The sequence below is a fragment of the Pseudomonas sp. EMN2 genome, from assembly GCF_009650555.1.
GTDB classification, from domain to species: Bacteria; Pseudomonadota; Gammaproteobacteria; order Pseudomonadales; family Pseudomonadaceae; genus Aquipseudomonas; species Aquipseudomonas sichuanensis.
In genome coordinates this window covers 1-18,930 of the sequence record NZ_VZZR01000079.1, presented here as the reverse complement: position 1 = coordinate 18,930, position 18,930 = coordinate 1, and the positions used below count along the sequence as shown (strand labels likewise).

Here is an 18,930-nt window from a genome sequence, read left to right as displayed (position 1 = left end):
CCTCAAGCTGCACGCGCCTGGCGTCGCGGCGCCGCTTCTACCGGCTCGGCGCCGAACAGCGCCAGTTGAATCGCCTGCTGGGCCTGGAAGGCCAGCGCGGCGCGTTCCTTGTCGGCGCTGGTGACCGGTGCCAGCAAGTGGATCACTACTTCGCCACGGTCCTGGCCGAACAGGCGCATCAGGTGCGACACCAAGTCGTCCTCGCCAATGAAGGGGGCGATCGGGTCCGGCTCGCCACCGCGCAGGTACCGGATCGCCACCGGCTGCAAGGGGGTGCCGTGGTCGATGGCACCGGCCAGCAGGCGGCCATGGAAGGTCCGCAGGCTGCGGCCATCGGTGGTGGTGCCTTCGGGGAAGATCAGCAGCGGTTGCTGTTGCAGCAGCTGGCCGCTGATCTGTTCGCGCAGGCGCTGGCCGTCGCCACCGCCACGGCGGATGAACAGGGTGCCGGCCTTCTCGGCCAGCCAGCCGGCTACCGGCCAGTGGCGCACTTCGGCCTTGGACAGGAACGACAGCGGGGTGAGCATGCCCAGCAGTGGGATATCGGTCCAGGAAACGTGGTTGCTGACCCACAGCATCGGCTGTTGCGGCAAGCTGCCGACCACCCGCACCTCGAAGGGCAGGGCGCCGACCAGGCGCTGCATGAACAGGCGCGTCCAGCGTTGGCGGCGTTCGAGCGATGCCTTGAGCCCCAGGCGTTCGCCCACGGCGATCAGGCTGGCCATGGCCAGGCCCAGCGCCAGGACCATGAACAACCGCAGCAGGCGGGCGCAGGCCCGCAGGCGCGGCATCAGACTGCCGCCTTGAAGTGGCGGGCATAGCGCGGGCAGAGGTCGTCGCGCTTGAGCAGGATGAATACGTCGGCGACCTGGAAATCTTCGTCCCAGCATGGCTCGCCGCAGATCTTCGCGCCCAGGCGCATGTAGGCCTTGAGCAGCGGCGGCATCTCGGTGATGACGTTGCCGGGGATATCCAGGTTGGGCAGCGGGTTCTTCGGTTCGGCGCGCAGGTGCTCGGTGCACAGGTAGCGCTCGCGCAGGCGCTGCATGATCGCATGGGCCTGCACACCGCCATCCTGCATGGGGATGCTGGCGCAGCCCATCAGGTAGCTGTAGCGGCCTTCGTTGAGCACCTCTGCCAGCTCGCCCCAGAGCACGGCGATGGTGCCGCCGTTGCGGTAGTCGGCATCGACGCAGGTGCGGCCCAGTTCAAGGATCGGGCCTTGCAACTGCAGCAGGCCGTGCAGGCGGAACTCTTCTTCGCTGTAGAAGCGCCCCAGGCTGCTGGCGGCCTGGTGGTCGAGCAGGCGGGTGGTGGCCACAAGCTTACCGGTGGCCAGGTCACGCACGCCGATGTGGCGGCAATGGATGTCGTAGTCGTCCATGTCCAGGCCTTGCTCGGCGCCTTTGAGCTTGGCCTTGAATTCGGCGCTGAACACCTTGTAGCGCAGGGCCTGTGCTTCCTGCAGGGCCGCCTCGCCAACCAGGCGTTCGGCTTGCAGACGGCGTTCAGGGCTGTTGTCGCCAGAGCGAGCGATCCGAGTCATTGCGAGTCTCCATAAGCCAGCCAAAGGGTTGCGGCCGGTCGGCTTTGTTGTGCAAAGTCAGCCTAGGTAGGGGTGGTGTCACCCCCGTGAACCTTTGGTGATGCTTGCGTGACACCCACCCACAAGCCCTCTTCAAGGAGCGTCCGATGACCTGGTTGCAACGACTCAACGACCCGCTGCGTCATCCGCTGGCGGCCACCCTTGGCGAAACCTACGCGGCATTGCTCGAGGGCCTCGGGGCCGTCAGCCCGTTCGAGCTGGCGGTGCTCGGCGGGCGGGCCATGGCCACGCCGGGGCTGGCGTTCCTGGTCGGCTACCAGGCCGCCTTGCGTGTGCTCTGGCCCAGTGCCCCGGCCAGCCTCGGCGCCTTGTGCGCCACCGAGCGGCGCAGCGTGCGCCCGGCCGACATGCACACTCGCCTGGAGGGCCTGCGACTGACCGGCAGCAAGGATTTCGTCACCGCCGGGCTGGATGCCGAATGGCTGCTGGTGGCGGCGCGCAGCGAACTGCCCGGTGAGGCGGTGCGGTTGCAGCTGGCGGTGGTCTACCCGGGTGAGCCGGGGGTGGCTTTGGAAGCCTTGCCGACCCTGCCGTTGATGCCCGAGGTGGGTCATGGACGGCTGCTGCTCAAGGACGCCGCGTGCGAATTGCTGGCCGGCGACGGCTGGGATGCCTACGTCAAACCCTTCCGCTCCCTCGAAGACCTCTATGTGCTTGCCGCGCTGGTGGCCTGGCTGCATGGCGTGGCACAGGAGTGTGGCTGGCCGCAGGACCTGCGTTTGCGCCTGGTCAGCCTGCTGGCCGGTTGTGCCGAGGGCAGCCGGCAATGTGCCGACAGCGTTGCCGGGCATCTGTTGCTGGGCGGTTTGTTTGCCCAGTTTCACAGCCTGCGTGGGGAGATCGACAAGGCCTTGAAGGCCGGACCCGAACATTGGGCGCAGTTGTGGCAGCGGGACCAGGGGTTGCTGGCGCTGGCCAGTGCTGCCCGGGAAAAGCGACTGGGCAAGGCCTGGACTGCCGCAGGATTGTCATGAAAGCCTGAAAAGCTTGCTTCATTTGCAAGGCCATCGCGGGGCAAGCCCGCTCCCACGGAAGGTTCAATGCCAATCCAATCTTTGGGGGGGGGGCAGTGCATATCGTGGGAGCGGGCTTGCCCCGCGATGGGTCGAAGAGCAGCTGAAGGCAATCACAATGAAGGCAATACTGCTGGCCTTGGCCATTGTTGTTGGCCCTGCCTGGGCCGAGGACTGGCCCACCTTGGACTGGCCGGTCGACAAAACCGCCATCGACTGGCAAGCCGTCGACACCTACGCCTTCGCGCCGCGCACCCCCGAGCGTAGCGGCATCCGCTCCGACGCCCTGCTGATCATTCGCGATGGCCGCATCATTCATGAGCGCTACACCACCCCGACCCGCGCCGACACCCCGCACCTGACCTGGTCGGTGAGCAAGAGCGTGCTGGCCACGTTGCTGGGCGTGGCCTACGGCGAAGGCCGCTTCAAACTCGATGAACCTGCTGCCCGCTATTACCCACCCTTGCAGCAACACCCCGACCTGCGCCTGCGCGACCTGCTGCACTGGGCCAGCGGCCTGGCCTGGCAGGAGGACTACGAATACGCACCGCTCAAGTCATCGGTGGTGGCCATGCTCTACACCCGTGGCCACGCCGACATGGCGGCCTACACCGCAGCCATGCCCGCCGCCAGCGCGGCCGGCCAGCGCTTTGCCTACTCCAGCGGTGACAGCAACCTGCTGGCCGCCACCTTGCATGGCATGCTCGACGCCGGCCAGTACGATGACTATCCCTGGCAGGCGCTGTTCACCCCGCTGGGTATCGACGGCGCGGTCTGGGAGCGCGATGACGCCGGCACCTTGGTCGGCTCCTCCTACCTGTACCTGAGCGCGCGCGACCTGGCCCGCATCGGCCTGTTGATGCAGCGCGATGGGCGTTGGGGCAAGCGCCAGGTATTGCCCGCCGACTGGGTAACCTTCAACCGCACCCTGTTCGCGCAAGCCGAGCCGATACCCGGTGAGGCCAACCCGGGCGGCCACTGGTGGCTCAACCGGCCGCTGCCCGGCCAACCCTTGCCCTGGCCCGACGCACCGGTGGATACCTTCGCGGCCCTCGGCCACTGGGGCCAGGCCCTGTATGTGCTGCCGACGCAGAAGCTGGTGATCGTGCGCTACGCCGATGATCGCGACGGTGGTTACAGCCACAACGAGCTGCTCAAGCGCGTGCTGGCCGCGTTGGCCGGGGAGGGCGCATGAAGCGGATTACGCTGCTACTGGTAGTGGCCCTGCTGGCCTGGGCCTGGCACGAGCGCCAGGCATTGGCGGACTTCCCCGGCATTCTCTCGGCCTATTCGGCCAAGGAATACTGTTCGTGCCGCTTCGTCATGGGCTTCGATCAGGCTTACTGCCGGGGTTACATCCAGCAGTGGCTGCCGCTGGGCTTGCTTGAGGAAGACAGCACTGGTCGCCGGGTCATCGCCCAGGGCTTGGGCCGGCGCCACGAGGCGGCCTGGCTGGGCGCACGGGTGGGCTGCCGCTTGCTGCCATGAAACCGGGCGGGTAAGGTTGACGGCCTTGTGTAACAGGATTTCACATGTTCAAGCCGTCCCGTGTTCTGCCCTCGCTGCTGCTGCCCCTGTTCATGGCCGTCGGCCTGCCCGCTCACGCCAATTGGCACCTGGATGGGGAGTCCTCACGGCTGTCCTTCGTCACCGGCAAGAATGGCGAGATCGCCGAGGTGAACCGCTTCCTGGTGCTGCATGGCAAAGTCGACCGCAAGGGCGCGGCCGAGGTGAGTATCGAGATGGACTCGGTCAGCAGCGGCATCCCGCTGCGCGACGAGCGCCTGCGGGACGAACTGTTCGAAGTGGAGCGCTTTGCCGAAGGCAAGGTGCAGGCGCAGATCGACCTGCGCCCGATCAACGACCTGGCCAATGGTGCCCAGCTGGAGCTGCGCCTGCCGGTGAACGTCACCGTGCACGGCCAGACCCACAGCTACAACACCCTGTTGCTGGCCACGCGCCTGGACGAGCGACGTTTCCAGGTGGTGACCCTCGAACCGCTGATCCTGCACGCCAGTGACTTCGCCCTGTTGCCGGGCCTTGAGCGTTTGCGCAAGGTCGCCGGGCTCAAGTCGATCAACCCGTCGGTGCCGGTGAGTGCGGTGCTGATCTTCAACGCCCGCTGACATGCCGGGGCCGGTCTTCCCCTGGCGGGATGGCAACCAGTTCGAACTGTTGATCGACGGCCCCGAATTCTTTCCGCGCATGCTGCTGGCCATCGTGCGCGCCGAGTTCCAGGTTGACCTGGAGCTTTACCTGGTTGAAGGCGGCGCTTGTGCCGAGGCGGTAGTGGACGCCCTCGAGCAGGCTGCCCGACGTGGCGTGCGGGTGCGTTGCCTGTTCGATGACTATGGCTCTCTGGCTTTGCCAGCGGCCCTGCGCCAAAGGTTGCTGGCGGCCGGCGTCTACCTGCGCTGGTACAACCGCCTGCGCTGGCGCCGTGGCTTGCGCAACCTGTACCGCGATCACCGCAAGCTGCTGCTGGTGGACGAGCGCTGGGCGGTGGTCGGCGGCACCGGTGTCACCGACGAGTTCTGGCAGCCCGGCGAAGCCACCAGCGAATGGCACGAAGTGATGGTGGGTATCCAGGGGCCGTTGGTCGGCGACTGGCAACTGCTGTTCGACCGTCAATGGACCGCCAACCAACGGCGTACTGCTTGGCGCCCCCCCGAAGGTTTTGGCCTGCCGCGCTTGCCGCAGGTGCCGGCGCAGGGGCAGGGCATGGGCCGGGTGGCCTATGCCGATGCCCGCCAGCACAAGGACATCCTGCATGCGCTGGTACGCGCATTGAACAGCGGCCAGCAGCGTATCTGGTTGGCCACCCCGTACTTCTTGCCCACCTTCAGCGTGCGCCGCTCGTTGCGCCGCGCCGCGCAGAAGGGGGTCGATGTGCGCCTGCTGCTCACCGGCCCGCGCACCGACCACCCGGCGGTGCGCTACGCTGGCCACCGCTATTACCCCCGGTTGCTGCGCGCCGGGGTGCGGATCTTCGAATACCAGCCGTGCTTCCTGCACCTGAAGATGGTGCTGGTGGACGACTGGGTCAGTGTCGGTTCGTGCAACTTCGACCACTGGAACCTGCGCTTCAACCTCGAAGCCAACGTCGAAGCACTCGACCCGCCGCTGACCGCCGCCGTGGCCGAAAGCTTCGAGCGCGATTTCGCCCAGAGCCTGGAGGTCGACCTGGCCCGCTGGCATGCCCGGCCGTTGTGGCGGCGGGTGCAGCAGCGGTTGTGGGGCTGGCTGGACCGGCTAGTAGCCAACCTGCTTAACCGACGCGACTAGCGGCTTATATCGCTGGCCGGCAAAGCGGACTATCGTGCTGGGATTGTTCCCATGCAACGGAAGGAGTGGATGCGATGACGGCGAAGAAAATTCTCATGCTGGTCGGTGACTACGTCGAAGACTACGAGGTGATGGTGCCGTTCCAGGCCCTGGCCATGGTGGGCCATACCGTCCATGCGGTATGCCCGGAGAAGATCGCGGGGCAGACCGTGCGTACGGCGATCCACGACTTCGAGGGCGAGCAGACCTACAGCGAGAAGCCCGGGCACAACTTCGCCCTGAACTACGACTTCGTCCAGGTGCGGGCCGAAAGCTATGACGCGCTGCTGATCCCTGGCGGGCGAGCGCCGGAGTACCTGCGCTTGAATGAGAAAGTGCTGGAGCTGGTGAGGGCGTTCGACCAGGCGGGCAAGCCGATTGCCGCGGTGTGCCATGGCGCGCAGCTGCTGGCGGCAGCCGGGGTGCTGGAAGGCCGCGAATGCAGCGCCTACCCGGCCTGCGCGCCGGAAGTGAGGCTGGCCGGGGGGCGGTTCATCGACATCGCGGTGGACCAGGCGCATGTGGATGGCAACCTGGTGACCGCGCCGGCGTGGCCTGCGCATCCGGTTTGGCTGGCGGCGTTTCTCAAGGTGCTGGGGACGCGGATCGCCTGACCTTCTGCCACAGAGCTGCACATGACTGGTTGATTTAGCAGGGGCCTGTGGGAGCGGCTTTAGCCGCGAACACCGGCGAAGCCGGTGCCATGTACCGCGTCGCTTGCTTCGCGGGTAAACCCGCTCCCACAGGGTACGCGGCCTGCTGATCTTTCAACCCACCTGCTCGACCCAGTCATTGAGGTTGTAGTAGTTGCTCACCCGGGCAATCTTGCCGCAGTGAATGTAGAAGAACGCTCCCGCCGCCAGCACATACTTCTGACCATTGGCCGGCGGCAGCCCTTCATCGTCGGCCAGGTACTCGCCATGCACGGTGAACTCCGCCGCCGCGCGGTTGCCTTCGGCGTTCTGCATCACCACCAGATCGGCCAACCGCTCGCGATAGCAGCGGTTCATCTTGTCCATGAACGCGGCAAACCTGGCCTTGCCCATCTGCCGCTCGCCCTGGTTGATGTCATGGATCACGTCCTCGCTGAGCAGGGCGAGGAAGGCTGGCATGTCGCCGGCGTTGAAGGCGTTGTAGTAGGCGGTGACGAGTTCGGTAGCGGTCATGGAGAAATACCTGTCGCGCAGGGGAAAGGGAATGGCCTGGGCCCGATGATAGGGTTTCCCCTCAGGCCCGGCTTAGCCGAGCGCGTCATCCACATCGACAAAACGACCGCCCCCCATGGAAATTCGCCTGCTCCATGGCGCCGCCATCGCGCCTTACATCGATGACCTCGCTCGCCTGCGCCTGACGGTGTTCCGCGAGTTTCCCTACCTCTACGAAGGCACTGAAGCCTACGAAGCCGATTACCTGGCCACCTATGCCCAGTCGGGGCGCAGCCTGGTAGTGCTGGCGTTGGACGGCGGCCAAGTGGTTGGCGCTTCAACCGGCCTGCCGCTGGTGGACGAGACGCCCGAGTTTCAGCAGCCGTTCCTGGCCCAGGGCCGTGACCCGGCCTCGGTCTACTACTTCGGTGAGTCGGTGCTGCTGCCGGCCTACCGCGGGCAAGGCCTGGGCGTGCGCTTTTTCATCGAGCGCGAGTCCTATGCCCACAAGCTGGCCGAGTTCGACTATTGCGCCTTCTGCGCGGTGGAGCGCCCGGCCGGGCATCCGCGCCGGCCTTCGGACTACAAACCCTTGCATGGCTTCTGGCGCAACCGTGGCTTTCTGCATGAACCCTCGCTGCGCACAACCTACAGCTGGCGCGACCTCGACGAGCAGGAGCAGTCGAGCAAGATCATGTCGTTCTGGCTCAAGGCACTGCCGGCATGATCCGCCTCGCCGCCTGCCAGTACGCCATCGAGCTGTTCGAAACCTGGGAGGCTTACGCGGCACACCTTGAACGGCTGTGCGCCGAGGCAGCCGAACAGGGCGCGCAGCTGCTGTTGTTGCCCGAGTACGCAGGGCTGGTGCTCAGCGGCCAGTTACCCGCCGATCAGCGCAGTGACCTGAAGGGCTCGATAGCCGGCATCCAGCCGCTGATCGAACCCTGGCTGGCGCTGTGCGAAGGCATTGCCCGACGTTACGGCGTCTACCTGCAGCCGGGCAGCGCGCCGGTGCTGGATGTCGATGGTCACTATCGCAACCGTGCATGGCTGTTTGGCCCTGAAGGCCGCTTGGGCCATCAGGACAAGTTGATGATGACGCGTTTCGAGCACGAGCAGTGGGACATCACCCCCGGTCAGGGGCTGCGGGTGTTCGATACGGCGCTGGGGCGGCTGGGCATCCTGATCTGCTACGACAATGAATTCCCCTTGCTTGCCAGGCACCTGGCCGAGGCCGGAGCCGACCTGATCCTGGCGCCCAGCTGCACCGACACCGAGGCTGGTTATCACCGCGTGCGCATCGGCGCCCAGGCCCGGGCTCTGGAGAGCCAGATCGCTGTGTTGCAGAGCCCCACCGTGGGGCTGGCGAGCTGGTCGCCGGCGCTGGACGTGAATGTCGGCCGCGCCGGGTTGTTCGTGCCGCCGGATCATGGGTTACCCAGCGACGGCGTCGTGGCCTGCAGCGCCGAGCTGGATCCGGCCTGTGGCGCTTGGTTGTTGTGCGATCTCGATCTGGCGCAGCTGGGCCGAGTGAGGCAGCAGGGGCAGGTCCTCACAAGACGGGATTGGCCGGGGCAATTCCTGGTGTCAGCGGCTCACTGTGGGTAGTAGAGCTTGCTCTTGGCGAGTGCGTACGGCTGGTCGCTGAAGGCTGGGAAATGTCCGTTGAACCGGTTCCATGCGCGGGTGGCCAATGAGGGTTTGTAAACCGGCAGATTGTTGATGCTCGCCTTCCAGAGGGGCTCCGAGGTTCGAGGCATTTGCAGGGCGGCGGCACCCTGCAGGAAGATTTTCTGGCTGTAGGCTTCCACGGGGCGGCGCAGCTCGTTGGCAATTTTCTGCGCCGCGCCGCTCTTGCCACCCCAACAGGCCAGCAGCACGAGCTTGCGCTCGGCCGGATAGCCCATTTCGGCCAGGCGCGGGGCGATCAGGTTCCTGGCGATGTTCACGGCGTCGTCGGCCTGGCCCTGGGCATTCATGAGCATGCCCAGGGGGTGCCCGTGGGTCATGAAGGCGGCGGTTTCCTCGCCGTACAGATGAGGGATGAAGGCCACGTCGCTGCCATCCTTGCTGGTGCCGAACAACACCGTGGCCGGGCGTTGCCCGCTACCGGGCCCAACCCTGTAGCTCTTGAAGTGCGCCAGCTTGCTGGCCGCGCGGCCGGTCGCATTCGAGAACTTGGCTGCGAGCTTCGCGGCGGACGGCGCCAGCCCGGTCGCCACGCTGGCGATGCCGGTACCCAAGGAAACCCAGCCCAGGACATTGGCGGCGCGCTCGTCGCTACCACTGGCCTGCAGGGCGACACTGGCCGCCCCGGTGCCGAGCGAGACCGCGTTGAGGGCCGCCGTGGTGATCGCCAGGGCGTTGCTGGCGCTCAGTGCACCCATTCCCCCGGCGAGGACAGTGGCGACGGCCGGTGCGGCGGTACCCAGGCTCGCCAGCGTCACTGCCGCCCCGATGGCCAGGCCTACGCCGGCCAGGGTCCAGGTGACCCAGCTGTGGCCATCCGGGTCAATGCGGTTGACCGGGTCGCCACCGCAATAGCTGTAGGCGTTCAGGCCTGCGCGTCCGAACGGGCTTTCACTGTCGGGGGCGAGGAACAGCATCAACAGCGGATCGTAGGGGCGGTAGCCACCGGGGATCAGCCAGCCTGTCAGCGGGTCGCGACGTTCGCCGCTGAAGCCGAACGGCACCATGGCGTCGTCGTGGTGTTCGCCGCCATGGCTGCTGTAACGCCGTTCGCGCACGTTGCTGTCCGCTTCCAGGCGCACGCTGCCCTGGCCGTCGCAGCCGAGCAGGGTGACCTGGCGTTCGCCAGCCGCCTGCCTGGTCAGTGCGAACAACGCGCTACCCTCGCCGATCATCTCGAGTCGCTGCCGGGGCTGTTGTTCATGGGTCAGTTGCGGGCCACTGAAGAAACCACGGGTGAGCTGGCCGTCGAGCACACGGTCGCAAAGCTGGCCGTTGCTGTCATAGCCATAGCCGCAGGTGCTGCCGCGCAGCTCCACCTGGGCGAGTCGACCTTCGGCATCCCAGCCCAGCCGACGGCCGAGGCTGTCGCCGATCAATCGGCCGCAGGCGTCATAGGTGAGGTCGATCCGGCTTGGCCAACTCGGGTGGCTGTGGGTGATCGAAACCACCTGGGCCGGGTCATGCTCGGCGTAACGGTAGTGCGCCTCATCATGGCTGCCATCGGCGAAGTGGGTGATGACCCGGTCATGTCCGTCAAGGGCAGTGAAGGTGAAAACCTGCTCGACGATCGGATTGCCGAACGGGTCCGCTGGCGCCGCCAGCAAGTCGGCCGTATAGCGCTGCAGGCGACCCCGTACATCGTAGGCGAAGGTCTCTGTGCCTTGCTTGGCACCGTCACTCCAGACCCGCGAGATCATCTGGTCCAGAGCGGAATAGGCGACGGTCTGGGTGTACGTCCGGGTCTGCCCGGCATCGGTCAGCGTGAAACGGATGTGCCGCTCGCGCCCCATGCTGTCGTAGCTCAGGTGCCTGGCCAGATGGCGGTCATCCTGAGGGTCGTGGGTGCTGATTGTTTCAGGGCGGGAGAAGGCGTCATAGCTGATGCTGGTGCGCACCTTGCCGACCACCAATTCAGCGAGCCTGCCGAAGGCATCGTGATGACGCTGGTGCTCGATGCCGCCACTGTCGGTGAAGCCCAGCAGCAGGCCGTCCAGCGAGTGGCGCCAATGCGTCACATGCTCCTCGCCGTCGACGTGCCAGCGCTCGCGCAAAGGCTGGCCTGAGGCGGCGAACTGCCAGTGGTGGCTACCCACGCCGCCGCTGGCGCTGGCGGGCATCCCCAGTGAGGCGTGATATTCCAGGTGTTGGCGTGGGCTGTCTTCGCTGTGGCTGGCCAGCAGCGCATTGCCCAACTGAGGTTCATAGTCGAACGCAACCTGCACACCATCGGCCATGGTATTGGCGGTGGGCGGCAACTGGCCGGGGCGGTAATGGTAGAGGGTGGTGCGCCCGGCGACGTCGACCGAGCGTTGGCGGCCAAGGCCGTCGAAGGTCTGACGACCGAGGATGAAGGTATCGCTGCTCATGTGGATGCCTGCGAGTGTGCTGGGGTGATGGCGATGGTCTGGATGTGCTGGTCATCGCTGTGGGCCGCGTACGTCCAGGCCAGGCGGGTGCCGTCGGCGAGCGTTCGCTCGATCAGGCGCGAGTAGTGGTCGTAGCGACTGTGGGTCACGTCGTCGGGCTTGCCCTGCACGCCGAGGCGTTCCTCGATGACGCGGTCGAGGCCGTCGCGCACCAGCGTCAGGGTGCGCACCAGGTGGCCATCGCTGTCGAAATCCTGTTGCTGGATCGGGCTACCCGTAGCATTGACCTGCAATACTTGCTTGGGCCCTTTGAGTGATGCGACCGCCTGCCACCGTTCGGTGCGTTGGGTGACCGGATCATGGCGGACATGGTGTTCGATCCCTTCGGGGCTGATGGTCAATGCTGGCTGCCCCCAATCGTCGTAGACTTGGGTGTTGGTCAGGCTTAGCGCCGGGCGGTCTTCGTCGAACCAGTCGAAGGTGGTCTGGCCTACACGTCGGCCCAGGGCGTCGTACTGCATGCGGGCCAGGATTCTGAAGGTGCCGGGCGCCTTGTCGATGTCCTCCAGTTCCTCACACACCGCTTGGCCATCGCCGTCGAGCCACTGGCGGCGACGCCGGCCAGAGGCTTCGGTCTTTTCGATCATCACCGGATTGAGGGCTGCATCTGGTCGTGCCTGGCGGGCAAGGTCGTCGCCCAGGTGGTAGCGCACCTGCTGCTGGACTTGGTACGGGCTTGCGCTGGCAGTGGTCGTGAGCAGGATGCGGCCGAGGGCATCGTAGGCATAGCGCTCCAGTGCACCTGTTTCGCTGCGTTGCCAGCTGATCAGCCCGCTCAGCAGGGATTGCCCATCACTGCTGGTCGAACGGTTCTCGGCATCGTTCTCGAAGCCGATCACGGTGGTCTGGGTGACCAGGTCGTCTTGCGCGATGCTGTAGCGGTACTCGGTGGTGGTGGTCTTGCCATTCAAGGTCGTGGCGGTGCTTTGCAGGCGCCCATAGTGTGGGCCTGGCACCCTGCAATAGGACTGTTCGGTGTGCTCCAGCACGTGCTGCGCCGTATCACTCAGGCCTTGTTCGCTCGCTACTACGATATGCGCCGGTGCGCCCTCGATCAGCGAAGGCAGGGCCTGGTAGGTGTAGAGGGTGCCGAGCGTCGGCGCCTGGCCCTCTGCCGGGGCAGGCTTCACGGTCTTCTTGCTGAGCAGCCGCACCATGCCCAGGGCATCGGCGGGGCAGCCTTCGGCCCCTGTCGTTGGGTAGTACTCGCTGATTTCCTCTAAACCCGACGGGTGGCGAGCGAGCAGCATGTTGCCCCAGTCATCGTACCGGTAGGTAGTGACTTCGCTGCGGCTGGCGCCGCCCTGGGCATGGTCTACGTAGGTGATGGAGACCTCATGGGGCAACTGGCACGAGGCCGGTTGCTGGCCCCAGGCCAGGCTTGGGTCTTCACCATAGGTGGTGACCTTGCGTGTCTCGCAGTGCCCCAGGCGCGACCGTTCACTGACCAGCAGGTGGTAGCGGTTCCAGGTGAAGTGGAGCATGCCGAGCGTCCGGCCATGGCCGTCGGTCAGGGTTTCGATGACTTCGTAGTGATAGTCGCTTTGCACCTGGTACAGGTTGTCGCGCCCGCTGTGCCATTCGAAGGCCTGGTCGCTGCCGAAACCCAGAAAGTTGTGGTCGCCGATCCATTCGTAGCTGCGGTTGAGCTCGTTGTCACGGCTACCGGCGGTGTGGGTCCAGGCGACCACGCGTGGCAGGAAGGGCAATGGTGAACCGGCAGGCGTACGGTGACCCTCGCTGCCAATTGCCCAATGGATGAAGTCCATGGCGCCCAGGGGGCTGCGGATGTGGCTGGGAAGCAAAGATTGGGTATCGCCGATCAGGTCGACGGGCTCGTACTCGATAGTGAACGGTTGTTCCATCCCCGGCAGGTAAAGGTGAGTCAGCCAGTCGTTGCTCAGTTGCGCACGCAAGGTCGCTGCGCGTTCGGTGTGGGGGTTGAGCGTGAAGTGCAGGTCGCCCTGGAGTTCATCAAGTGTGAGCAATGTGCGCTGTTCGTCGCGGATGCGATGGAGCACGTAGTCGCCTTCGGCGTGGGGCAGCCAGTCGACGAACAATCTACGGCCCTCGGGTGAGTGCAACTCGCTTAGCAGATAACGACTGCTGTCGCTGTCCTGCTGCCTGAGAATCTCGCTTTCCCCGGATTTGCGCTGCACCCGAAAACTGCCATCGGCCTGGGTGGTGACACGGAGGGTATTCAGTTTCAGGTCGAAAAATGCCAATTGACCATTGTTCGACAGTGCCGATGCGTCCAGGTCAATGGCGAAACGTTCGCCCGACCCCAGCCGCAGACTCGGTGCTTGTTGATTCAAGTCGAGTTCGGACAGGCCCAGGTTCCACCCCAGGCCATAGCCTCGATTGGCTGTCGATGCCAGCATGTCGAAGCTCAGGGTCAGAGAAAGCGAAGGCCCGCAGAGTTGGTTGGCGGGGGGCAGTGGTAACGCGATGGCCAAAGTGAACTGGCCTGTACGGTTGTCTACGCCGGTCTTGAAGCAGTCCAGAAAGTTGCTGGCTTGGGTATGCAGGGTGGACATGCAAGTCTCCTGAGTTGAGCCGAGGGCACCCGTCGCGCAGCCAGAGGGCAACGGGCATTCACATCAGGCGTGGTTCGGGAGAACTCGGAAGTCGATGGCATTACCGCCATTGCTGGCGAGGAACTCGACGCTGTGCTCGTTGCCGTCGCGGTCGATGATCGTCCACAGGCTCGGGTCCTGGGCGTGGCCATTCCAGTGACGCGCGTAGAACCTGCGGTAGAAACGGTGCAACGTCATGTGATGGGGGCGCTGGGTCAGTCGGCCTTGGGGCGCACCGACGTCGAGCTCGAACGCGTCACCCACGGCATAGGCCCGAAGCCTGGTGGTCTGGCTGTAGTCGTTGGTGAGTTCGAATGAAATCAACGCATGGTCCCAATGGTTGGCTACATAGAATGTCTCGCCACTGGGCACCGCACGCGCAAGGCTCTCGATGATGAGATTGTTGGGATCCTTGAAACCGAAGTAGCCGACGTCGTGCTCTATCTCGTCATCCCAGTAGTTGCCGCTGTTTTCCTTGTAACTGATCCTGTCTTGCATCACGAGCTGGAAGGCCGAGTCGGGTAGGTGGTGTGGTGCGATGGATTCGATGACAACTGAAGATTTGAAGGGAGCGACGTCGGTTTCGAAATGGCTCTGCTCGTCCTTCCAGATCCCGGCGTACACAGTGCTCAGGGTGCCGCCCGGGAGGGTCGAGGTCACGTAGAAGCGGCGGCGAATGGTACGGCTGGACGATTCCATGAGCGGGCTTGGCACGACACCGGATGCCGTGTGGTAGGCAAAGCGCGGGTCGCGTTCGTCATGGGCGCGCAGTTCGCTGTCCAGGACGCGGATGTTGCCATCGTCATCGACCTGCAGCAGTTCCAGGGTGGCCAGGTTCTGCTCGGTGACGGTCTCGCCGTCCCGAGGCTCGAGGGTGACGGTGATCTCCACCTGTTGGCGGCCATTGGCGTAGACGCGGTTGGAGCTGGAGGTGATATCGAGGCGGAAACGACGAAGCCATTGGTTGGCGGTTGGTGTGTGGGTCATGAGCCCTTCCTTTGTGGGAGGTGAGGGCTCATTAAAGTGGGACCAAGGGCGCGGTGAGCGTTATATATGTCTTGCCCGGGCCCCTGTCTATTCTGGTCAATATCCCCTGAGCGCCCTCGTGCAAGGACGCATACCGGAGCGAACGTTCCCACAGGATTGCTTGCAGCCAGCGGAAATCATGGATCCTGTTTTAGATCAACGAATCTAGCACCACTCCATTGCAATGAATTTCCGTAGCTGCCTGTTTCGTTGTGAACCCATAATTTCCAGCCATAACCATTTTGATCGTAGTAAGTTATCTGGTAGCCGACGTCTGTGTACGGAATACTGTATTCGTCGGTTGTAAGCAGTCGTGATCCATAGGCATTCCCAGGTATGGCATTTATTTCAGCGGTGACTGTGTGATGTGGGCTCACTCTGACGGTGCGTTTTCGATCGAGCGCGTAGTGTTGCTGGATTTTTTGTTGTTCATCAGCGTATTTTTGGTAGTGCAATCGGTCACCTTCCGAGGAATAGGACAATCTAAACCGGCCATCTGTTATCCACAGCCTGTAAAGATCTATGTCCTTTCCGTCGTTGTTGGAATGATCGGTGCGGCCGTAACTGAAACTGGACGGGGTGAGATTGTAGCTCTTGCTGACGGGGCTTAGGGTTGCCGAGCTATTTGACTTGCCGGAGACCGTGCTGCCTCCAAAAGGCAAGTCTTTTTGATGAGTGTGGTACGTGACACCCTCTAATACCAGGCGAGCTGCAACCTGCAAATTTGTCGTGGCGATGGTTTTTACCCAGAATCGTACGGTCTGGTCATTTTGCATGGAGGTTGTGGGTGCCAAAACCACTGCATCCAGGACATCGAACAAGTCATCTGGGAAACGCCGGTTATAATCCATGTAGTTCGAATACTCGCTCCCCAGCAATGCCCCCGTGTCGTAGCTTACCAGTACGATCCTGCTCAACTCGTCTTGGGTGAGGGTTACGGGCTGCTGTTGGTCATCGAGCGCGCGTATCACGATGTCGATGTAAGTGGCTTGCCTGCCGCTATTGTGAAGTCTGCAGGCCGTGTTGTTATTCGGCGAGCCGATGCCTTTCACCTGAAAGAACGCAATGTTGGCGACACGTGAAGGCGTGGTCTGTTCGTCCAGGGCGCTTGTGTTAACCACTGTGAGCTTGACGCGACGGCCCAACGGGTCCGACTGTGTATCGTCAAAGGCGATGGACAAGCGATGACGGTTACCATGCCGATCATAGGCGGATATTCGACAAGGGCCCTGGCGATCGCTGCCTGCGGTGTAGTAGGGGATCTGGTTGTCACCTTGCAGTAGCACGATGACCGCGCCGGTGTTGTCGGTCTTGACCTCTTTGACCTGACGCGCAGGGAAGTGGTCGCCCAGACTGATACCAGTGTCGTAGTGCACCGTCTTGTCACCAGGCAGCGCGATGCCGACGTGTGATGCGAAGGTCTGATCTGGCTGATGATCCTGCCAGCGGATCATGCCTTTGGTATCACCCGTCTCGAATGCCGCATAAGAAAAGGGTACTTCAATGGGCGTCAAACGGTGCTCGTGAATGAAGAGGGAACCGCCGACGGTGTCGCCTTCGTTTCGGGTCTGCGTCCATTGATAGTCTTGAGGGAAAGCGTAATTGGGCGCCGGATGGGCATAGAGGTCAATGGAACTTTCATAGGCGTCGTCAGAGTAATAGTCCTCGCCCTTTCCGCCACCATCGGCATCCCGGGTGATGGCCACTCGCAGGGTCACTTTGCTGCCAGCCGGCGCTCGACTATGAATATAAAGCTGCTTGTAGCGAGTTTCGTCGTCATTCGGCCAATAGGACATGTTGTCCTCACGGATCAAATTCTTTTCGTTCATTCCGGGAGGCGTCGGTGGTTCGGGGGGCACCGGGAGAGTCAAGGTGGGGAAATAGTCGAATCGCTCGTCGTGTTGGTCGCTATAAAACCAGGGCGCCGAGGCATGATTCTGTGGAAGTGGGACGTAAGTGCCGACGACCTGCTGGCTGACAATACGCAATGAAGCAAATTCTGTTTCGCTAATGGTTTCTCCATCTTGTGGTCTCGCCAAAATGGTGACTTGCACTTGTTGCCGGCTATTGTTGTAAACAGAGGTGCTGGCGGATGAAACAGTGATTTCAAAGCGATTGAGCCAGTCGGTGATTGAGCGAATTCTTGTCATGATGGCCTGACCTGATTGTGGGCGTTCAGGTAGGATTTTTGTTAAAGAAGCTGGCGGCTGAAACCTGATAACAATAACAGGTTGTAATCCCGGCAGTATCCCTGTAGCGGATGCTGAGAGAGGCTGGAAATGAGATTGAAAATAATTAAACTGAATAAAAACGCCCGGCAATGGCCGGGCGTTTTATATCGCGTGGACGAAGATTACTTCACTTCCACCGCCAGGCTTTCGGCGATCTTGCTCTGCCACAGTGCAGGGCCGGTGATGTGCACCGATTCACCCTTGCTGTCCACCGCAACGGTGACTGGCATGTCCTTCACTTCGAACTCGTAGATCGCTTCCATGCCCAGCTCGGCGAAGGCCAGGACCTTCGACTTGCGGATGGCCTGGGCCACCAGGTAGGCGGCGCCGCCGACGGCCATCAGGTACACGGCCTTGTTGTCCTTGATCGCTTCGATGGCGGTCGGGCCACGTTCGGACTTGCCGATCATGCCCAGAAGGCCGGTCTGCTCGAGGATCTGGCGGGTGAACTTGTCCATGCGGGTGGCGGTGGTCGGGCCGGCTGGGCCTACCACTTCGTCACCGACCGGGTCGACCGGGCCGACGTAATAGATGAAGCGGCCTTTGAGGTCGACCGGCAGCTCTTCGCCGCGGTTGAGCATCTCGACCATGCGCTTGTGCGCGGCGTCGCGGCCGGTGAGCATCTTGCCGTTGAGCAGGATGGTCTCGCCTGGCTGCCAGCTGGCGACCTCTTCCGGGGTGATTTCGTCGAGGTTGACGCGACGGGCGCTCGGGCCGGCTTCCCAGACGATTTCCGGGTAGGCGTCCAGCGACGGTGCTTCCAGTTCGGCAGGGCCGGAACCGTCGAGCACGAAGTGGGCGTGACGGGTGGCGGCGCAGTTGGGGATCATGCACACCGGCAGGGAGGCGGCGTGGGTCGGGTAGTCCATGATCTTGACGTCGAGCACGGTGGTCAGGCCGCCCAGGCCCTGGGCGCCGATGCCGAGCTGGTTGACCTTGTCGAACAGCTCCAGGCGGATCTCTTCGATGCGGTTCTGCGGGCCACGGGCCTTGAGCTCATGAATGTCGATGGACTCCATCAACACTTCCTTGGCCATGACCGCGGCTTTCTCGGCGGTACCGCCGATGCCGATGCCCAGCATGCCTGGCGGGCACCAGCCAGCGCCCATGGTCGGGACGGTCTTGAGCACCCAGTCGACGATCGAGTCGGACGGGTTGAGCATGGCCATCTTCGACTTGTTTTCCGAACCGCCGCCCTTGGCTGCGACATCGACCTCTACCTTGTCGCCGGGGACGATGGAGTAGTGGATGACGGCCGGGGTGTTGTCCTTGGTGTTCTTGCGGGCACCGGCCGGGTCGGCCAGGATCGAGGCGCGCAGGACGTTCTCGGGCAGGTTGTAGGCGCGGCGCACACCTTCGTTGATCATGTCGTCGACGCTCAGGGTGGCGTCCCAGCGTACGTCCATGCCCACGCGCACGAACACGGTGACGATACCGGTGTCCTGGCAGATCGGGCGGTGGCCGGTGGCGCACATGCGCGAGTTGATCAGGATCTGGGCGATCGAGTCACGCGCGGCGGGCGACTCTTCACGCAGGTAGGCCTCGTGCATCGCCTGGATGAAGTCGACGGGGTGGTAGTACGAGATGAATTGCAGGGCGTCGGCAACGCTCTGAATCAGGTCGTCTTGCTTGATCACGGTCATGCAGCGCGCTCCTCTTAAAGACGGGAACATTCAAATAGGCACACCGACAACGCACACCGGTATGTCGGCAGTGCCTGGCAAGGCTCCGGCTGGTCGGGCCGGGGCAAAAAGGCGCGGCAGTATACCGCGCCCCGCCGTGGGAAACACCTGCGGGTGGTCTGGACCTTGGTCGGCTGCGGGGCGGGCATCGTTTTTGCTGTGACGGTTGGATGGAGTGGCCCGACGTTGTAGCGTAGAGAGTACTGCGT

The 18,930-nt window shown here is 63.6% G+C and carries 16 protein-coding genes; 8 read left to right on the top strand and 8 right to left on the bottom strand.

The window, feature by feature from the left end; translation table 11 throughout:
- Positions 1–2: 2 nt before the first annotated feature.
- Together F6X61_RS21345 and olsB are read right to left on the bottom strand one after the other, a co-directional pair.
- Complete coding sequence (locus F6X61_RS21345) at positions 3–791, bottom strand: lysophospholipid acyltransferase family protein (protein WP_153788416.1); 789 nt, start codon at positions 789–791, stop codon at positions 3–5.
- A complete protein-coding gene (gene olsB, locus F6X61_RS21340; RefSeq protein WP_153788415.1) occupies positions 791–1,546 on the bottom strand; it encodes an L-ornithine N(alpha)-acyltransferase in 756 nt (251 codons plus the stop codon). Before olsB ends, F6X61_RS21345 begins: the two co-directional genes overlap by 1 nt.
- A gap of 146 nt (positions 1,547–1,692) precedes the next feature.
- Between olsB and F6X61_RS21335 the strand changes: the two genes are divergently transcribed.
- The 6 genes from F6X61_RS21335 to F6X61_RS21310 all read left to right on the top strand — a co-directional run bounded on the left by F6X61_RS21335 (position 1,693) and on the right by F6X61_RS21310 (position 6,557).
- The gene (locus F6X61_RS21335) at positions 1,693–2,580 is read left to right on the top strand and encodes an acyl-CoA dehydrogenase (protein WP_153788414.1); all 888 of its coding nucleotides are present in this window, start codon (positions 1,693–1,695) and stop codon (positions 2,578–2,580) included.
- 157 nt (positions 2,581–2,737) lie between these two features.
- Positions 2,738–3,814, top strand: coding sequence for a serine hydrolase (locus F6X61_RS21330; RefSeq protein WP_153788413.1), 1,077 nt, complete (start codon positions 2,738–2,740; stop codon positions 3,812–3,814).
- Entirely contained in the window at positions 3,811–4,107 is a 297-nt protein-coding gene (locus F6X61_RS21325) for an amidase (RefSeq protein ID WP_153788412.1), read from the top strand. Before F6X61_RS21330 ends, F6X61_RS21325 begins: the two co-directional genes overlap by 4 nt.
- Before the next feature lie 44 nt (positions 4,108–4,151).
- Positions 4,152–4,745, top strand: a complete 594-nt coding sequence (locus F6X61_RS21320; protein WP_153788411.1) for a YceI family protein — start codon at positions 4,152–4,154, stop codon at positions 4,743–4,745.
- 1 nt (position 4,746) lies between these two features.
- Positions 4,747–5,904: a phosphatidylserine/phosphatidylglycerophosphate/cardiolipin synthase family protein gene (locus tag F6X61_RS21315; protein WP_153788410.1), complete on the top strand. Its 1,158-nt coding sequence runs from the start codon at positions 4,747–4,749 to the stop codon at positions 5,902–5,904.
- Positions 5,905–5,978: 74 nt separating this feature from the next.
- A complete protein-coding gene (locus F6X61_RS21310) occupies positions 5,979–6,557 on the top strand; it encodes a DJ-1/PfpI family protein (RefSeq protein ID WP_153788409.1) in 579 nt (192 codons plus the stop codon).
- Positions 6,558–6,710: 153 nt separating this feature from the next.
- Here F6X61_RS21310 and F6X61_RS21305 read toward each other — a convergent pair whose 3' ends face one another.
- Positions 6,711–7,109, bottom strand: a complete 399-nt coding sequence (locus F6X61_RS21305; protein ID WP_125465434.1) for a nuclear transport factor 2 family protein — start codon at positions 7,107–7,109, stop codon at positions 6,711–6,713.
- 115 nt (positions 7,110–7,224) lie between these two features.
- On the opposite strand from F6X61_RS21305, the gene F6X61_RS21300 reads away from it, so the two are divergent.
- Both F6X61_RS21300 and F6X61_RS21295 read left to right on the top strand, forming a co-directional pair.
- Complete coding sequence (locus F6X61_RS21300; RefSeq protein WP_153788408.1) at positions 7,225–7,815, top strand: GNAT family acetyltransferase; 591 nt, start codon at positions 7,225–7,227, stop codon at positions 7,813–7,815.
- Complete coding sequence (locus F6X61_RS21295) at positions 7,812–8,696, top strand: carbon-nitrogen hydrolase family protein (RefSeq protein WP_153788407.1); 885 nt, start codon at positions 7,812–7,814, stop codon at positions 8,694–8,696. The genes F6X61_RS21300 and F6X61_RS21295 overlap by 4 nt, the downstream gene beginning before the upstream one ends.
- Here F6X61_RS21295 and F6X61_RS21290 read toward each other — a convergent pair.
- From F6X61_RS21290 to F6X61_RS21270, 5 genes are all read right to left on the bottom strand, one after another.
- The gene (locus F6X61_RS21290) at positions 8,684–11,146 is read right to left on the bottom strand and encodes an RHS repeat-associated core domain-containing protein (RefSeq protein ID WP_153788406.1); all 2,463 of its coding nucleotides are present in this window, start codon (positions 11,144–11,146) and stop codon (positions 8,684–8,686) included. The two genes, F6X61_RS21295 and F6X61_RS21290, sit on opposite strands and share 13 nt — an antisense overlap.
- On the bottom strand, positions 11,143–13,743 hold the full coding sequence (locus F6X61_RS21285) for a hypothetical protein (RefSeq protein ID WP_153788405.1): 2,601 nt from the start codon (positions 13,741–13,743) through the stop codon (positions 11,143–11,145). Before F6X61_RS21285 ends, F6X61_RS21290 begins: the two co-directional genes overlap by 4 nt.
- A 63-nt stretch (positions 13,744–13,806) precedes the next feature.
- Positions 13,807–14,769, bottom strand: a complete 963-nt coding sequence (locus F6X61_RS21280) for a hypothetical protein (RefSeq protein WP_153788404.1) — start codon at positions 14,767–14,769, stop codon at positions 13,807–13,809.
- 176 nt (positions 14,770–14,945) lie between these two features.
- Positions 14,946–16,958 carry a hypothetical protein gene (locus tag F6X61_RS21275; protein ID WP_153788403.1) on the bottom strand — a complete coding sequence of 671 codons (2,013 nt, stop codon included), beginning with the start codon at positions 16,956–16,958 and terminating at the stop codon, positions 14,946–14,948.
- Between the two features lie 203 nt (positions 16,959–17,161).
- Positions 17,162–18,682 (bottom strand): fumarate hydratase, encoded by a 1,521-nt coding sequence (locus F6X61_RS21270; protein WP_110994918.1) that lies wholly within the window; start codon positions 18,680–18,682, stop codon positions 17,162–17,164.
- Positions 18,683–18,930: the final 248 nt, after the last annotated feature.

Bases quoted from the DNA above. Each gene is read 5' to 3' on its own strand.
- F6X61_RS21345 (WP_153788416.1), bottom strand. From the start codon at position 791: ATGCCGCGCCTGCGGGCCTGCGCCCGCCTGCTGCGGTTGTTCATGGTC.
- olsB (WP_153788415.1), bottom strand. From the start codon at position 1,546: ATGACTCGGATCGCTCGCTCTGGCGACAACAGCCCTGAACGCCGTCTG.
- F6X61_RS21335 (WP_153788414.1), top strand. From the start codon at position 1,693: ATGACCTGGTTGCAACGACTCAACGACCCGCTGCGTCATCCGCTGGCG.
- F6X61_RS21330 (WP_153788413.1), top strand. From the start codon at position 2,738: ATGAAGGCAATACTGCTGGCCTTGGCCATTGTTGTTGGCCCTGCCTGG.
- F6X61_RS21325 (WP_153788412.1), top strand. From the start codon at position 3,811: ATGAAGCGGATTACGCTGCTACTGGTAGTGGCCCTGCTGGCCTGGGCC.
- F6X61_RS21320 (WP_153788411.1), top strand. From the start codon at position 4,152: ATGTTCAAGCCGTCCCGTGTTCTGCCCTCGCTGCTGCTGCCCCTGTTC.
- F6X61_RS21315 (WP_153788410.1), top strand. From the start codon at position 4,747: ATGCCGGGGCCGGTCTTCCCCTGGCGGGATGGCAACCAGTTCGAACTG.
- F6X61_RS21310 (WP_153788409.1), top strand. From the start codon at position 5,979: ATGACGGCGAAGAAAATTCTCATGCTGGTCGGTGACTACGTCGAAGAC.
- F6X61_RS21305 (WP_125465434.1), bottom strand. From the start codon at position 7,109: ATGACCGCTACCGAACTCGTCACCGCCTACTACAACGCCTTCAACGCC.
- F6X61_RS21300 (WP_153788408.1), top strand. From the start codon at position 7,225: ATGGAAATTCGCCTGCTCCATGGCGCCGCCATCGCGCCTTACATCGAT.
- F6X61_RS21295 (WP_153788407.1), top strand. From the start codon at position 7,812: ATGATCCGCCTCGCCGCCTGCCAGTACGCCATCGAGCTGTTCGAAACC.
- F6X61_RS21290 (WP_153788406.1), bottom strand. From the start codon at position 11,146: ATGAGCAGCGATACCTTCATCCTCGGTCGTCAGACCTTCGACGGCCTT.
- F6X61_RS21285 (WP_153788405.1), bottom strand. From the start codon at position 13,743: ATGTCCACCCTGCATACCCAAGCCAGCAACTTTCTGGACTGCTTCAAG.
- F6X61_RS21280 (WP_153788404.1), bottom strand. From the start codon at position 14,769: ATGACCCACACACCAACCGCCAACCAATGGCTTCGTCGTTTCCGCCTC.
- F6X61_RS21275 (WP_153788403.1), bottom strand. From the start codon at position 16,958: ATGACAAGAATTCGCTCAATCACCGACTGGCTCAATCGCTTTGAAATC.
- F6X61_RS21270 (WP_110994918.1), bottom strand. From the start codon at position 18,682: ATGACCGTGATCAAGCAAGACGACCTGATTCAGAGCGTTGCCGACGCC.